A 15,153-nucleotide genomic window follows, 5' to 3' on the forward strand; every position below is an offset into this window, starting at 1 on the left:
GACGTCGGTCCGCCTGTTGTCGGTTGCCGCCCGACTGTCGTGATCTACAAGCGTTGATCAGCATGCCTTGGCCAGTTCCCGTGTTTACACCAGTCAGTCATCCTAAGTCAGTTTCGCTGCGGGTATGGTTGCCGGTGCTTCTTGCCATCGCATCGGGCGTGGCTGGCGCGGTTCTATTGCTATGGCCGCGTGACATGCCAACACAGACGCTTCAGTTCTGGAGCGCGCTGATTGGGACACCGCTGGTCGCATGCGCGCTCTCTTGCGGCATACGGGTGAATCACTGGGAGGTGCAGCAAACTGTCGCTGAGGAATTGGAACTGGAGCAGCGGCGCCTTACGGGGCTGTGGCGTGGCTGGTGCCGCCGTCATCTGCGCATCGTTCAGGTCGCGGCACTCCTTCCGGTAACAGTCCGGATTGATTCGCTATCCGATGCAAAGGTTGAACTCCCGATGAATATGAATCGAACCGTCGGCTTTCCATGGAATAGGGGACGCTCGGCCGCATTCCGACGTGCGAGACTGCTGCGCCTGATCGCCGTGCGTTTCGCGGATGCGCTTAAGTCCCGTCGTCAGGTCGTCGTCACGCTAATGCTGGATGACGCGTCACTCAAAGATGCGCAAGTGTGGGCGGCGCAAGCACACCACATTTTCGGCGGTCTGGTCGCAGGGGCCGCTTTCAAGGTCGAAACGCGGCCCGCAGCGGATGGCGCACGGTGGCTCACGCAGCAGGTTGACGCTATTGACGTCGGGCCTAGGCTTGTCATTGCCGCCCAACTCTGGCCGGATGATGAAACCAAGCGGGCTTTCAGCGAAGGCGCTGCTGCGTTCCTGATCGATTCGGCGGCCAGCAAAACAGGATCGATCTTTCGACCGATGACCGCTTCAAGCGATACCCTGGAAACCGCTCTTGAACAGCTTATGCAGATGCAAGTAGCCCCTGATTGTCCGGCGCATTTGTGGTCCACGGCGTGCGATGACGAATCGGTCGCGATTCGCTCGGCGCTCACGTCCAATTCCGAGTCTGCCGTGATGGAGCGTCGGTTCGACAACATCGTTGGCAAGCCAGGACCGGCCAGCGGGTGGATTTTATTCGCGACAGCAATGGAAGCGACGCACGATTCTGAGCCACGGTTGGTTGCCTGGCGAGAGCCGGGATCTAAAGCCGTGGATCTGTGCATGGTCGCGCCTGTGCCATCGCCTTCACCTCACAGGGAAACAGCCGTTTGAAGAACGACAAAAAATATATGTGGGGCCGCTCGCTGCTTGCCGCGTCGATTCTTGCCGTGCTAGCCGGTGTGATTCTGTACACGGTGGATCTGAAGGCACTTGCGGCTTGGTCTGTCAGATACCCGGTCATTCTGCCCGGCGCGGCGTTGCTTTCGTTGGCGGCCCTGGCGCTTGTGCTGCCAAGGCGCAGGCAGATACGTCTTGCCCTGCAGCAGGATTCGAAGGAGCGGGGCGCCGAACCGCCCGAAATGCCGGATTCGGCCTCAGTAGCGGCCAAAGATAGGATGGAGACGGCTATCGCACGCGCGCAAGATCTCAGATTTCACTTGAAGCAACGACGCTGGTTTCGCTGGTCGTATGCCCAGCAGTGGCTGCTCGTTGCAGGCGACAACACAGCCATCATACGGCTAGTGCCGGAGTTGCACGCACGCGGCTGGCTAGTCACCGAGGACGTCGTGTTGCTGTTGGGTGGGACGACGCCGGACTGCCGACTGGACGAACCATGGCTACGCCAGGTCCGCCGTCTGAGGTGGTGCCGCCCGCTCGATGCAATCGTGCTGCTGGTCGATGACACGACCTCGCTGACCGGAAGCGGACGCAGCAGAAGCCCGTGGGACTTCCACCTCGCGCGCATCACTAACCTCCTGCGCTGGTCCGCTCCAATCTACGTGCTCGACGTCGCCGGTACCGATCCCGTTCACCGTGAAAACACCGCCGTCACCGGCTGCGAGTTCCCCCGTTCAACGGACGCCTCCGCCATCGAAGCCGCCCTGCTCGACTTGCGCGACAGGCTGGCCGACAGGAGCGTCCATCAACTCATCAACAACCGCGATGACCGTTACGTCTCGGAGCTATCGGCCCGACTCGACACCCGCGGCCAGCAGCTTGCCAGCTGGATCGCCAGCCTTTCCAGCTGGCAGCGTCGCCCACTGCCTGTGGCCGGCGCTTTCTTCGCACCGTGGCCCGTCGTCGGAACATCAAAGGCGGATTCGGACACTGTCCACCTGCCGTTGTGGCGCTATCTTGCCGATGCGGTGAAACGCACCCCGGGCCGCCGCACGTTTTCGCATCCGGTCACGGTGATATCACTTATCGCGCTGACGTTCATCGGCATCTGGAGCGCCGGCATGATCGTCTCCGGCATCACCAACGCACACGAATTGACGCTAACGAACGACGCGCTACATACCCTCGACCGCGCAGGCGACACACCCACGCGCCTTCGAGCACTACTCGCGCTCCAGCAGCGCATCGGCCTGCACGAAGCACGCGTCGACGTACACACGCCGCTCCTCGCACGGTTCGGCCTCAATCATGATCGCGCAGTGCTCAATGCACTATGGACACCCTATGCACGCGCGGCCCGTCCGCTGCTCGTCGCGCCTGTGCAACGCGACATCGAAGGCCAACTGGCGGATCTCAGCCAGATATCAATCGCGAGCCTCGACACCCAGGTCAACCGCATCGCACAGAACGGCCATCAGGCACTCAAGACCTACCTGATGCTAGCCGACCCACGCCGCGCCGACGCGGACTTCATGACGCCGCAACTCGAGCATCACTGGAACCTCGACACCGGCCTGCGCGCAGGCGAAAAAGCAAACCTGTCCACTCAACTACTGAGCTTCTGGGCACAGCACTTCCCGTCGCATCCCGACTGGCGCATCCAGCCGCGCGAAGATCTCGTCGGCAACGCGCGCCAGACACTGCTGGCCATCATCGGCGTGAAGAACTCCGAGGACACGATCTACCAGAACATCATCGATTCAGTGGGCCACAAGTACCCCGACCAGACGCTTGCCTCCCTCACCATGGGAACCGATCCGCGCGGCCTGTTCTCGACGGCGACAACGGTGCCGGGCGCTTTCAGCCGCGAGGCCTGGGAAGGCTCGATCGAGGCCGCTATCGACGAAGCCGCAAACCACAACGGTGTAACGCGCGACTGGGTGCTCGATAGTCCCGCCGGCGCGCAGCCGGATAAGCCGGCAGCCGGCCCAGCCCCCGATGCGCTGCGCGCAACCCTGCGCGCCCATTACTTCTCCGACTACGCCGAACATTGGCAGGCTTTCATGAACAGCGTGCGCTGCGAGGCTACCCCGACGCTGCCTGCGGCCGTTAGCCGGCTCAAGCTGATTGCCGACGCACGGCAGTCGCCGCTCATCGCGCTGATGAAGTCGCTGGCGTGGCAAGGTAGTGCGGGTGTGCAACGGGCGTCGCTCTCCGACGCGCTGGTGACTCGCGCGCAGAATCTCTTCGCCAAAAAGGACGATGTCCCACAAGCCGCACAAGTCGATCCAGCCGGCCCGTTGGGTGCCTCTTTCGGCCCGGTACTGCGACTCGTCGCGCAAGGCAGCGGCAAAGCGGCGCCAGCAGGCGGCGACCTGAGTCTCGACCGGTTCACGGAACGGGTGATGGCGCTGCGCCTGAAGCTGCAACAGATCAGCGACAGCGCCGACCCGAACGCAGAGGCACGTCAGGTTGCGCAGTCGCTCTTTCGTGGCAAGGGCTCTGAACTGTCCGATACGCTCGCCTATGCGCATCTCGTTGCCGCAAGTCTGGGTGAGCAGTGGGCGCCGATGGGTGACGCACTGTTCGTGCAGTCCATCGAGCAGGCAACGCAGACCGTGCTCATGCCTGCCGAGGCAAGCCTGAACGATGCATGGCGGACCTCCATTTTCGCTGCATGGAACCGCTCGTTCGCGGGACGCTATCCGTTCGCCAGCACGGCGAATGACGCATCGCTACCGGAGCTTGCGCGCTTCGTGCGCGTTCAGGGAGGGCTGATCGACGTGTTCCTCTCCACCGAGCTAGCCGGCGTGCTGGAGCGGCAGGGTGATCAGTGGGTGCCGGCATCCGGCGCCGGGACACGCGCGGGCGGTAGCGCGCGCGCCTTCGATCCGGCCTTCCTGAAAGCGATCAACACGCTGCAGCAGATTTCCGCCCACCTGCTTCCACAGGGTGAGCCGCAGTATACGTTCGCGCTAAAACCGGTTCCTTCTGCCGATGTGACCGACACGCTACTGACACTCGACGGCCAGACGCTGCATTACTACAACCAGCAGGAAACCTGGCACACGATGACATGGCCGTCGAGCACCCCGCAGGTTTCCGGCACGCGACTCGACTGGCAGACCGATACCGCCGGCACGAATCAAAACTTCGAATTCACTGGGCGCTGGGCACTGGTGCGCATGCTCGAACATGCGAAGGTCGAGCCGGTGGACAGCGCGACGTATCAACTGACCTGGCAGGCTAGCGCTGCCGGTCCGGATCCAGCGACGGTCGCGCCAAAGGCGGACCGCGTAGAAGACACCGCCGCGCTGACGGTACAAGGCCCGCTCGTGCCCGCGCCTTCGACGATTACGCATCCACTGCGCTATCTGATCCGCACGGACGTCGGCAAGGGACCACTCGAGTTGCTCGCGTTAAGAGGCTTTGCGCTGCCGTCGCGCATCTTCGTCGATCGCACCAGGCCGGTTGCAAAGCAGCCGTCGTCAAACGGGCCGCCACCGTTGCCAAAGACAGCGCGAGAGGCGGCGAGGCGCGCGGCGGTGCCGATTCCGCCAGGCCGTGTGCCGTCATGACCTTGGACCATCCAGGCAGTCAGCAATGGCCCGCAACGCGTATTGCCGCACCCGCCCGAACCGATAACCGGACATGACAGATCCCACCAAAGATAACGAGATCCTCCGCTATTACGAGGCGGAAATGCGCTACCTGCATGAGGCAGGAAAGGAGTTCGCGCGTGCGTTTCCGGACCGCGCACGCGAGCTCGATCTTGATCGGGTCGGCGAGCGCGATCCGCACGTCGAGCGGTTGTTCGAAGGCTTCGCATTCCTGATGGGACGTCTGCGTCACAAGCTCGACGACGAGCTGCCTGAACTCACCGAAGGCCTTGTTAGCATGCTGTGGCCACACTACCTGCGCATGATTCCGTCGCTGGCCATTCTTGAACTCGTTCCGGAAGCCGGCGCACTGCAAAAGCATGAAACACTCGACGCGGGACTCGAGGCCACGTCCGACCCTGTTGCGACCCGCGCTAACGGCGGGGCCGAAGGCGACGCTTCAATCGAGTGTGTGTACCGCTCCACGCAGGCGGTCGATCTATATCCGCTTTCGCTGACTGAAGCGGGGGTCTATGCACGCGAGGATGGCCGCTCGGTCATCCGTTTTCGGCTGGCGATCCAGACCCAGGCACAGCGCGAGCGTCTGCAGGTGCCGCGCCTGCGCCTGTATCTGAACGCGGACCGGCCCGTCGCACTCACGCTCCATGCGGCACTCGCCGCCCCGCCGGTTGCAGTTCAGATACGCGCGCCAGGCTGGCCCGAGGATCGTCCCGGCGCGCCGCTGGCGATGCCGGACCTGCGTCTCGCGCCCGCCGGCTTCGCTCCGGATGAGCGCCTGTGGCCGAAGGCCGATAACGCGTTCGGCGGATACCAGCTGCTGCTCGAGTACTTCACCTTCCCCGAGAAGTTCATGTTTATCGACCTGCTCGGACTCGACCTGCGGGCAATCCCGGCGTCGGCAGCGTGGGTCGATGTCGAGGTCGTGCTCGCCCGACCGTACCCTGACGACATGCGCTTCAATGCGGACAATGTGCGGCTGTACTGCACCCCCGTCATCAACCTGTTCGCAGTCAAGGCAGATCCGGTATCGGTGACGCAGCACGAGACCGAATATCGCGTAACCGCAAAAGGACAGAGCGGCACGCCTGTAGACGTCTATTCGGTCGATACGGTCAGTGGCTTCGATCGCGGACGGCGCTTCGAATATGTGCCGTTCGCCGCCTTCCGCCATCGCGGCGGGATGCTGCGTCACGAGCTGCCGGAACGGTACTACCACACCCGCATGCGGCGGGCGCCGTCCGGGCGCTTCGATACATGGATCGTGCTCGGTGGTCATGCGTGGGAGCACGCGAATCTGCTGCCCGCCGAAACGCTGTCGCTATCGGTAACCGGCACCAACGGCATGCTGCCGCGCAAGGCGCTGCGCGAAGCGGGCATCACACGCATGCGCGGAGGCTTCAACAACATCGGCGCCGTGCGCAACCTCACAGCGCCGACTTTGCCGGTCTATCCGCCGACCGGCGATCGTTTCCAGTGGCGTGTACTGTCGCATCTCGCGCCGAACTATCTGTCGCTGCTCGATGCGGAGATCCTGCGTGGGTCGCTAGCGCTTTACGACTGGACCGAAGGGGAGCTGAACCGCAGACGTATCGAGGCGATCATCGATGTGCGGCACCGGCCGCTGCACAAGCTCGTCAAGGGCGGCCTGATGCGTGGGGTGGAGATCACGGTGATGCTTGATAGCGGGCGTTTCGCGGGCGACGGGGATCTCGAACTGTTCGGCGGCATGCTCAACCGGTTTCTCGGCCTTTATGCAACACTGAATCTCTACACGAAGCTCGTGATCGTGACGCAGCCCGCAGCGCGGCGTATCGAATGGCCGGAGACCAAAGGTGAGGGGGCGCCGTTTTGAACGAGCCCGCAACGCCCGTGACCGCCGCCGCGCCACCGCTGTTACCTGCGCTGCTCGATGCGGCAACGCGGATGAACTTCCTCCGCTTCTGCGAGCTTATTGAGCTGGCCGCGCCCGACGCGGCCCCTCTCGGTACAACGGATTCTCCGGCAGCCGAGCCGGTACGGTTCCGCTCTCGTGCACAACTGGGCTTTCCGGGACGTGAGATCGACGCGGTCCGCTACGACGCGGACAACGCGACGGCGCCGCCATCGATCATCACGACGTTCCTGGGCCTATATGGCGTCGATGCGCGCATGCCCGCGTATTTCGTTGACGAGGTGGCACGGAACCGCGACGGGGCAGAGCCGTTGTCCGCGTTTCTCGACCTGTTTCATCACCGTGTGATCACGCAGTACTATCGCGTCGCTCGCAAGTACCGTTACCCGGTCGGCTTCAGGCACGACGGCACGGACCCGGTGTCGCGCTATCTGCTCAGTCTTGCGGGACTCGGCTTCCGTGCGCCGAAGCGAACAGCCATCGACGCGTCCGGATTGTCGACCGCCGTCGACAAGCGCCGTCTGCTGTCGATGCTCGGGCTTGCGATGCAGAAGACCCGCACGGCGGAGGGACTGGCCGGCGTGCTACGGCATGCCGTGCCGGATGCGCGGATCGCAGTCGAGGAATTTCAGCCGGTATGGCGGGAAGTCGACGCAGTCGAGCCTGCGGCACTCGGCGAACAGTGCTTGCTAGGTCGAGGCTTTTACGATAGGGCGAACACAGTACGCGTGGTCATCACGCCCGCAACACGTGAAGCAGTACTGGCGCTGGTTCCTGGACAGTCGGCGCATTGCGAGATTCTGGCGCTGCTGCGGTTCTATCTGGGCTATGCAAGCGACGCGCGTATCGAGATGCACGTGCGAGCCGACTTGATGCCCGCCCCCGTGCTGCTGCCGCAACCGGTGCGGCTGGGGTTGACTGCCCAATTGTCGGCAGTGGGACCGCCGTTCGATGCCGCGCCGCGTGTGACGCGCGTGCAACTCGATTGCTGGAACGGTCCGGTGGCGGTACACGCATGAAAAACGTCAAAACGAACAGGGGCACCTCGCGATGAACGGAACGCTGAAACGTGTCGCGAACAGGATGGCGCGTTGCGCTGGTCTCACGATCGCGATATCGGCGATGCTTGCCTGCGGCGGTTGCGGCGTCGGCCAGGCGGTGAAGGATGGAACCGTGGACGCCGCAGCGTGGGCGTTCACGACGCAGGTGAAGACAATGAACGTGGACCTGATGGCTCGTGCATCGCTTAACGCCGATGTCGGCGGACAATCATTTTCGACGGTGGTGCGGTTCTATCAGTTGAAGGACGACAGGACGTTCCAGAAGCTCGGCTACGCGCAACTGCAGACGAACGATCTAGGAGAACTCAAGGCTGACCTGCTTGCGACCAAAGACGTCGTGTTGCGGCCCGGCGCGAGCGCCAGTATTTCCGAGCCGATGAACGGGGCCGCGCGGTTCGTCGGAGTGGTCGCATTCTTCCGCGAGCCGGGACAGGACGCGGAGTGGAAACTCGCGATCCCCAAGAAGCAGTGGAAAAAGACCGACCCGGTGAAAATCGAGGTGCGTGGCAGTGCGCTCGTGCTGGTTGGCGCCGAAGCGCATCCGGTTACGCGCCCGGCGCCGCTGCAAAGCACACCGGTGGACCGGAAGCCGGCGCCGGCGGCGACGCGCGGGACAGCGGCTCAGTCCGACGCCGGCGAGGACGGCTGAGCCGGCACGTCCGATTTCACCGCAGTGGCGCACTTCGCGCCGCGGCTGATGCGAAGAGGATGCTGATCGAGGCAGCCGGATCATGCGCTGACGCGCACGCCATTTGCGCGATCCCCCTATACTGACTGCTTGCTACGCCTTTCTTACTGAAGGCTAACCGACGTGCGCAAGTCCCGACGCAACGAAGATCCGGCTGCGCGGGACGACCCGCCTCCCGTGCCTCCCATACGCCCATCCGCAGACGACTGCTGCCGTAGCGGCTGCGATCCGTGTGTATTCGATCTGTACAATGAGGCGCTGGAACGCTATCACGTCGCGTTGGCCGAGTGGGAAACACGGCACAGCCGCGCGTCCAGGCGGTTGTTGTCATAGCCGCCGCCCTATCCGCTAGCCGTCTTCGCGCGATGACCGCACTTCATGACCGAACTTGCCGCCCCGCTGACCGAGCCCGAAGCGCTTCACGCACTGCATGACTTTGTAGTGCGTTATCCGCGCCTGTTCGTGCTGACCGGCGCGGGCATCAGCACCGATTCCGGCATTCCTGGCTATCGCGACGAGAACGGCGAATGGAAGCGCTCGCCACCGATCACGCTGCAGGAGTTTCTCGCCGCAGATGCGTCGCGGCGCCGCTATTGGGCGCGCAGCATGGTCGGCTGGCCGGTCGTCGCCGACGCGCAGCCGAACGCGGCGCACCGCGCGCTTGCGCAACTCGAGGCTGCGGGGCACGTGGGGACGCTGGTCACGCAAAATGTCGACGGTTTGCACCAGCGTGCCGGCAGCGCCAACGTGATCGAACTGCATGGCAGTATCGGCGCGGTGACGTGTCTCGATTGCGGTGCGCAGCACACGCGCGCATCGGTTCAGCGTGTGCTCGAGGCAGAAAATCCGGCTCTGCTGCTGGCGGACGCCGAACCGGCCGCGGATGGCGACGCGCACCTCGAATGGCACGCGCTCGATACGTTTTGTGTGCCGGCGTGCACGCACTGCGGTGGCTTGCTGAAACCGTCGGTCGTGTTCTTCGGCGAGAGCGTGCCGCGCACCACGGTCGATGCGGCGTCGCGCGCGCTCGACGCAGCGGATGCGCTGCTGGTGGTCGGTTCGTCGCTGATGGTTTATTCGGGTTATCGCTTTTGCGTATGGGCACAGAAGATGGGCAAGCCGGTCGTTGCCATCAATCTGGGCCGTACGCGTGCGGACCCGATGCTGTCGTTGAAAATTGCGGCGCCGTGCGCCGATACGTTGACCGCGCTGGCCGCGCGTCTCGCGGTCGACTGATTCGCTTGATCCGCTTTGTTCGCTTTATTCGCTTTATTCGCAATAGGCGGCCGTGCGCGCTGCTGTGCGAATCGCCTGCTTGGCACCCACACCGGAGACACACGATGTCGATGCTGACGACGATAGACGCCCTCGAAGCGCTATACGGTACACCGCATGAACGCTCGGTGCGCAAGGAAATAACGTTTATCAATGAAGACTATCGCGCGTTTATCGAACATGCGCCGCTCGTTGTGCTCGCAACCAGCGGGCCGGAAGGGATCGACTGTTCGCCGCGCGGCGATGCGCCGGGTTTCGTGCGGATCGTCGACGAGCGCACGCTTGCGATTCCGGACCGCATCGGCAATAACCGCATCGATAGCTTGCGCAATATCATCGTCAATCCGCATGTCGGCCTGCTGTTTATCGTGCCGGGCGTCGGCGAGACCTTGCGCGTGAACGGCCGCGGCCGCATCAGCGCCGACGCCGCGCTGCTCGACAGTTTCGCGGTGAACGGCAAGCGGCCGCGCACGGTGCTGATCGTCGATATCGATGCGGTCTACTACCACTGCTCGAAGGCGTTCGCCCGTTCAAAACTGTGGGATCCGTCGCACCACGTCGAACGTTCGCGTCTACCGACCGCGGGCGAGATCCATCGCCGGCTGAACGGCCCATCGTTCGATGCGCTCGCGTACGATCTGGATCTCGCCGAACGGATGCGCACGAGCCTCTACTGATACTGATCAACCGATCGACCCACCATGACCCCAACGAATCCCGATGCACGCGAACATGCGCCGGCAGCCGAGCGCAATCGCGATCCGATCCTGACGGTGCTGCGCGGCGTGCTGCCGCCAAGCGGTACCGTGCTCGAAATCGCGAGCGGCACTGGCCAGCATGCGATTCATTTCGCGGCCGCGTTTCCCGGCCTGATCTGGCAGCCGAGCGATGCCGACGCCGGCGCGCGCGCATCGATCGCCGCGTGGACCGCGCACGCAGGGCTGACGAATGTCCGGCCGCCGCTCGATCTCGACGTCTGCCGCCAACCGTGGGGCGTCGGTGCCGCGGACGCGGTGGTGTGCATCAACATGATCCATATTTCGCCGTGGGCCGCGAGCGAGGCGTTGATCGACGGCGCGGCGCGCGCGCTGAAAAGCGGCGGCGTGCTGGTTCTGTACGGACCTTATCGGCGCGGCGGCGCGCATACGGCGCCGAGCAACGAAGCGTTCGACCAGCAGTTGCGCAGCCGCAACCCCGCATGGGGCGTTCGCGACATGGAAGCCATCGTGCGGCTGGCCGACGCGGCCGGCTTCGTATCCGGCGAGCCGATCGCGATGCCTGCGAACAACTTCAGCATCGTGTTCCGCAAACGCTGATGCTGACGCTGGACGCGCGCAGCATGCATGGCTTCCACGCTGCCGGAAACGATCTTGCGAGCAGTGCTGCGCTGTTTCTTTTATCCTTTGATCCTTGACGCCGCACGAACCGACGGCAACGCGGATTTGATGCGGCATCAGTCACTCGAATTCTGGAGAACTCACATGGGCAAACAGGCAATCGGCGTCGTGGGGCTAGCGGTCATGGGCCGCAATCTGGCGCTCAACATCGAAAGCCGCGGTCACGCGGTCTCCGTGTTCAACCGCACGCGCGAGAAAACCGACGAACTGATCGCCGAGTTTCCCGATCGCAAGCTGGTGGCGACGTTCACGATGGAAGAATTCGTCGCGTCGCTCGAAAAGCCGCGGCGCATTTTGCTGATGGTCAAGGCCGGCGCGGCAACCGACGCGACCATCGCCGCGCTGCAACCGCTGCTGGAAAAAGGCGACATTCTGATCGATGGCGGCAATACGCACTTCACCGACACGATTCGCCGCAATCAGGATCTCGCGAAAGCGGGGCTGCATTTCATCGGCACCGGCGTGTCGGGCGGCGAGGAAGGTGCGTTGAAGGGGCCGTCGATCATGCCGGGCGGCCAGCGCGATGCGTATGAGCTCGTTGCGCCGATCCTCACGGAAATCGCCGCGAAGGCGCCGGATGACGGTGAGCCGTGCGTTGCGTACATGGGCCCGGATGGTGCGGGGCACTTCGTGAAAATGGTGCACAACGGCATCGAATACGGCGATATGCAACTGATCGCCGAAAGTTATGCGGTGCTCAAGCAGGTGCTTGGCCTGTCGAACGAGGAACTCGGCCGTGTGTACACCGAATGGAACACAGGCGAGCTCGATAGCTACCTGATGGAGATCACGTCGAAGATCTTCAGCAAGAAAGATGACGAAACCGGCAAGGACCTCGTTGACATCATTCTCGACCGCGCCGCGCAGAAGGGCACCGGAAAATGGACGAGTCAGAACGCGCTGGACATCGGCGTGCCGCTGCCGCTCATTACGGAATCGGTGTTCGCGCGGGTGCTGTCGTCGTTGAAAGATCAGCGCGTGGCCGCGAGCAAGGTGCTCGAAGGACCGGCGACGAAGCCGTTCAGCGGGAATCGCAATGCGTTCGTCGAGTCGGTGCGGCGCGCGTTGTACTTCAGCAAGGTGATTTCGTACGCACAGGGTTTCGCGCAATTGCGCGCGGCGTCGGAAGAGTACAAGTGGAATCTCGACTACGGCACGATCGCGAAGATTTTCCGTGCGGGCTGCATTATTCGTGCGCGCTTTCTGCAGAAAATTACCGACGCCTATACGAAAGACAAGGCGTTGGCGAACCTGTTGCTCGATCCGTACTTCCGCGATATTGCCGCGAACTATCAGGGCGCGCTGCGCGAGGTCGTGATCGCGGCGGTGGCGGCTGGGGTGCCGGTGCCGGCGTTCGCATCGGCGATCGCGTACTTCGACGGCTATCGCTCCGCGCGGCTGCCGGCAAACCTGGTCCAGGCGCAGCGCGATTTCTTTGGCGCGCATACGTTCGAGCGGGTCGACAAGCCGGGCAGCTTCCACGCGAACTGGGCATAAGCGCGTTTAGGTATAGCAATGCGGCGGCGTCTTACGGCGTCGCCTTTTTTTGCGCCTTCATTATTGCATCCCATATTGTGAGATTCCGGGATTCGGCAATTTCTTCGCCGATTGTTGCGTTAACTGGAATGGTGTATCGCGAGCGTAAGTATTTACCCTAATCAGACCCTTCCGTAGACTTCCATCAACGCCTCGAACAACAGGTTCCCGGCAACCCAAAAACAAGGTCTCGGAGGTTACAAGTCATGAAAAAGCTCATCCCCGCAGTTCTCGTCGCGACGCTTCTGGCCGCTCCGGTTATTTCGTTTGCGCAGGCGTCGCAGTCCAATCAGCCGCTGACCCGCGCGCAGGTTCGCGAAGAACTGGTGCAACTGGAAAAGGCTGGCTACGATCCGCTGAGCGACCGCCAGGAATATCCGCGCAACATTCAGGCTGCCGAAGCTCGCCTGCAAGCTCAAAAGGCGCAGAACCCAGTCGCGCAGGGCGATACCAGCGGTTATGGCCCGCAAGTCGGCGGGACGTCCCAGACCGGCCACGCGGCGGCTGACGAAACTGGCCCGCAGTCGGTGTTTTTTGGCCACTGATCGATTGATGCACAGCACGGCGGCAGTCGATGCCGCTGGCGGAACAGCAAAACCGTAGAAGGGCAGAACACAAAGCCGCCGGCCAGCTCACGCTGGCCGGCGGCTTTTTTGCGCTCTTCTTGCGCATCCCCGTCAACGATTCGTCATATGCGGCACGCCGTCATGCGCGGCAAGATCCAGTTGATGAATCTGCCGGTGCACCTTGTTCAACTGGGCCTGCGCAGCGACACGCTGGGCTTCCAGTAACGCGACTTCCCGGCGCACCTGATGCTGGCGGCTCGTCACCGTCTGTTCCTGCGTCGCCGATCGCTGCAACGCCTTGCGCAATTGCTCGGCCTGGGCTTCCGATTGCGCAATCATCTTCGTCAACTGGTCGTTCTGCGCTTCGAGTTGTACGCGGCGCGTCTGACCGTCGGCGAGACGTATCGCCTGCATTTCGAACTGGTGGAAGATGCCTTGCGCCGCATCGAGATCGCTCGCTTTCAACGCGCGCCATGGCGTACCGTCCTGATACAGCGCGACGTAGTACTTCAACTCGCGCGCGTGAAATAGCAGGCTCACCGAATAATCGAATGCGCGAAACACGCGAAACGGCGTCAGCGCGCCTTCTTCGACCATCCATTCGACGTCCGCCGGATCGGCGAAGTGCGCGGCGCGGCCATTCGATTGCGATGGCATCGCGGGCATCGGATGCAGCGTCGCGACGGGCCGCACCGCGCGTTCGGCCGGATGCCCGGGCGACAGGGATGCGACATCTTGCGCGGAGTCATCGACGCTCGCATCGGTGGACGACAGGGCGTCCTGATCGACGCGAACCAGATGGGTGATGCCATCGGCGGGCATCGTGCGGCGGCGGTTGGGAAGAATCTTCATCGCAGCATCTCCAGATTCATGCGGATAGCTAACTATCTGGTTGTCGTCGCAACGTAAGTAGACGTCCCCGGCGTCCGCGAGAAGTGAGTGCTAGTGCAGTGTGCGCTGCGGGCGTGTGATCTCTTCGAAAAGCGCGTGGCTTGGCTCGAGCGCGAACAGCCACGATTCGTCATAGCCGCTCAGCGTATCGAGCGCGTCGCGCAGACGTTCGATCGCGACGGCCGGAATCTCGACGGTGGCCTCGACCCCGCTCGACAGGCCGGCGATGCTGGCAAGCTGCATCAGCTCGTCCGCGGCCTCGGCGACATCCGCTGCAAACACGAGATGCGTGTTCAACAATTCAACGAGACTGCGCGACGACGCAACTTCGTCGACGCTGAGCTGCACGGCCAGAAACATGGCTTTGTTCATGCTCGGACTCCTCATGGACAGGACATCGCGGCGGCTCGCTCGCCCGCTGTGCTTTGCGTCAGCTTGATCCAGTATAGGCGAGCAGTGTATGGAAGCAATGGTCGCACGAATCGGCGCGTGGTGGGCGCGGCGCTTTGCGGCCCTATAATGACCCGGCCTGCAACTTCATTGCCAACTTTTGCAGCCATGAAAATTATTCGCAGCCGAAGCTTTACCGCTGAACGCCCATGGGGCGCACTCGATATCGCGAACATGCGTGGCATCACGACGCGCCTGCACTGGACCGATCAGCCATACAGGTGGCATATCAACGACGGCGAAGAGGTGTTCGCGGTGCTCGATGGTCGGGTGGAGATGCGCTACCGGGAAAACGGTGTCGAACAGTCGACAATCCTCGAAACAGGGGACGTGTTTCATGCGTCGGTGGGTACCGAGCATGTCGCCCATCCGGTTGGCGAAGCCCGTATTCTTGTCGTTGAATCGGAAGGCAGCGTGTAGACCGATCGACGCGGCAGATAAGGGCCAACGAAGCGGCCGGCCAATCGATCTGCAATGCCAACGATGTGCGCGACGACAACTCTCGCTCGATGAACGACAGACGCCCATCCGGTGTTTCGCGGA

At 62.9% G+C, this 15,153-nt stretch carries 14 protein-coding genes; 12 read left to right on the plus strand and 2 right to left on the minus strand.

Features of this window, described 5'->3' with window-relative positions; genetic code table 11:
* Positions 1–134 precede the first annotated feature (134 nt).
* From BX592_RS02805 to BX592_RS02855, 11 genes are all read left to right on the plus strand, one after another.
* Entirely contained in the window at positions 135–1,229 is a 1,095-nt protein-coding gene (locus BX592_RS02805; protein WP_134190132.1) for a hypothetical protein, read from the plus strand.
* Complete coding sequence (locus BX592_RS02810; RefSeq protein ID WP_341803117.1) at positions 1,226–4,813, plus strand: ImcF-related family protein; 3,588 nt, start codon at positions 1,226–1,228, stop codon at positions 4,811–4,813. The genes BX592_RS02805 and BX592_RS02810 overlap by 4 nt, the downstream gene beginning before the upstream one ends.
* A gap of 73 nt (positions 4,814–4,886) precedes the next feature.
* Complete coding sequence (tssF, locus tag BX592_RS02815) at positions 4,887–6,707, plus strand: type VI secretion system baseplate subunit TssF (RefSeq protein ID WP_134190133.1); 1,821 nt, start codon at positions 4,887–4,889, stop codon at positions 6,705–6,707.
* Between the two features lie 71 nt (positions 6,708–6,778).
* The gene (gene tssG, locus BX592_RS02820; protein WP_134190362.1) at positions 6,779–7,765 is read left to right on the plus strand and encodes a type VI secretion system baseplate subunit TssG; all 987 of its coding nucleotides are present in this window, start codon (positions 6,779–6,781) and stop codon (positions 7,763–7,765) included.
* Between the two features lie 64 nt (positions 7,766–7,829).
* Positions 7,830–8,456, plus strand: a complete 627-nt coding sequence (tssJ, locus tag BX592_RS02825; RefSeq protein WP_243849298.1) for a type VI secretion system lipoprotein TssJ — start codon at positions 7,830–7,832, stop codon at positions 8,454–8,456.
* Positions 8,457–8,672: 216 nt separating this feature from the next.
* Positions 8,673–8,828: an oxidoreductase-like domain-containing protein gene (locus BX592_RS02830; RefSeq protein WP_243849266.1), complete on the plus strand. Its 156-nt coding sequence runs from the start codon at positions 8,673–8,675 to the stop codon at positions 8,826–8,828.
* A gap of 45 nt (positions 8,829–8,873) precedes the next feature.
* The gene (locus BX592_RS02835; RefSeq protein ID WP_134190136.1) at positions 8,874–9,731 is read left to right on the plus strand and encodes an NAD-dependent protein deacetylase; all 858 of its coding nucleotides are present in this window, start codon (positions 8,874–8,876) and stop codon (positions 9,729–9,731) included.
* A gap of 110 nt (positions 9,732–9,841) precedes the next feature.
* Positions 9,842–10,447, plus strand: a complete 606-nt coding sequence (locus tag BX592_RS02840; protein ID WP_134190363.1) for a pyridoxamine 5'-phosphate oxidase family protein — start codon at positions 9,842–9,844, stop codon at positions 10,445–10,447.
* A 24-nt stretch (positions 10,448–10,471) separates the two neighbouring features.
* The gene (locus tag BX592_RS02845; RefSeq protein ID WP_134190137.1) at positions 10,472–11,086 is read left to right on the plus strand and encodes a DUF938 domain-containing protein; all 615 of its coding nucleotides are present in this window, start codon (positions 10,472–10,474) and stop codon (positions 11,084–11,086) included.
* A 165-nt stretch (positions 11,087–11,251) separates the two neighbouring features.
* Positions 11,252–12,664 (plus strand): NADP-dependent phosphogluconate dehydrogenase, encoded by a 1,413-nt coding sequence (gndA, locus tag BX592_RS02850; protein WP_134190138.1) that lies wholly within the window; start codon positions 11,252–11,254, stop codon positions 12,662–12,664.
* A 245-nt stretch (positions 12,665–12,909) separates the two neighbouring features.
* Positions 12,910–13,248 (plus strand): DUF4148 domain-containing protein, encoded by a 339-nt coding sequence (locus BX592_RS02855; protein WP_134190139.1) that lies wholly within the window; start codon positions 12,910–12,912, stop codon positions 13,246–13,248.
* 132 nt (positions 13,249–13,380) lie between these two features.
* On the opposite strand, the gene BX592_RS02860 is transcribed toward BX592_RS02855, so the two are convergent.
* Positions 13,381–14,121, minus strand: a complete 741-nt coding sequence (locus BX592_RS02860) for a DUF2968 domain-containing protein (protein ID WP_134190140.1) — start codon at positions 14,119–14,121, stop codon at positions 13,381–13,383.
* A gap of 90 nt (positions 14,122–14,211) precedes the next feature.
* Positions 14,212–14,532: a hypothetical protein gene (locus BX592_RS02865; RefSeq protein ID WP_134190141.1), complete on the minus strand. Its 321-nt coding sequence runs from the start codon at positions 14,530–14,532 to the stop codon at positions 14,212–14,214.
* A 186-nt stretch (positions 14,533–14,718) separates the two neighbouring features.
* On the opposite strand from BX592_RS02865, the gene BX592_RS02870 reads away from it, so the two are divergent.
* Positions 14,719–15,030, plus strand: a complete 312-nt coding sequence (locus BX592_RS02870) for a cupin domain-containing protein (protein WP_134190142.1) — start codon at positions 14,719–14,721, stop codon at positions 15,028–15,030.
* The last annotated feature ends 123 nt before the right edge of the window (positions 15,031–15,153 follow it).

The sequence above is a fragment of the Paraburkholderia rhizosphaerae genome (assembly GCF_004366595.1).
GTDB classification, from domain to species: domain Bacteria; phylum Pseudomonadota; class Gammaproteobacteria; order Burkholderiales; family Burkholderiaceae; genus Paraburkholderia; species Paraburkholderia rhizosphaerae.

Coding starts and splice junctions, on each gene's coding strand:
- tssF (WP_134190133.1), top strand. CDS start 4,887: ATGACAGATCCCACCAAAGATAACGAGATCCTCCGCTATTACGAGGCG.
- tssG (WP_134190362.1), top strand. CDS start 6,779: ATGAACTTCCTCCGCTTCTGCGAGCTTATTGAGCTGGCCGCGCCCGAC.
- tssJ (WP_243849298.1), top strand. CDS start 7,830: ATGGCGCGTTGCGCTGGTCTCACGATCGCGATATCGGCGATGCTTGCC.
- BX592_RS02835 (WP_134190136.1), top strand. CDS start 8,874: ATGACCGAACTTGCCGCCCCGCTGACCGAGCCCGAAGCGCTTCACGCA.
- BX592_RS02840 (WP_134190363.1), top strand. CDS start 9,842: ATGCTGACGACGATAGACGCCCTCGAAGCGCTATACGGTACACCGCAT.
- BX592_RS02845 (WP_134190137.1), top strand. CDS start 10,472: ATGACCCCAACGAATCCCGATGCACGCGAACATGCGCCGGCAGCCGAG.
- gndA (WP_134190138.1), top strand. CDS start 11,252: ATGGGCAAACAGGCAATCGGCGTCGTGGGGCTAGCGGTCATGGGCCGC.
- BX592_RS02855 (WP_134190139.1), top strand. CDS start 12,910: ATGAAAAAGCTCATCCCCGCAGTTCTCGTCGCGACGCTTCTGGCCGCT.
- BX592_RS02860 (WP_134190140.1), bottom strand. CDS start 14,121: ATGAAGATTCTTCCCAACCGCCGCCGCACGATGCCCGCCGATGGCATC.
- BX592_RS02865 (WP_134190141.1), bottom strand. CDS start 14,532: ATGAACAAAGCCATGTTTCTGGCCGTGCAGCTCAGCGTCGACGAAGTT.
- BX592_RS02870 (WP_134190142.1), top strand. CDS start 14,719: ATGAAAATTATTCGCAGCCGAAGCTTTACCGCTGAACGCCCATGGGGC.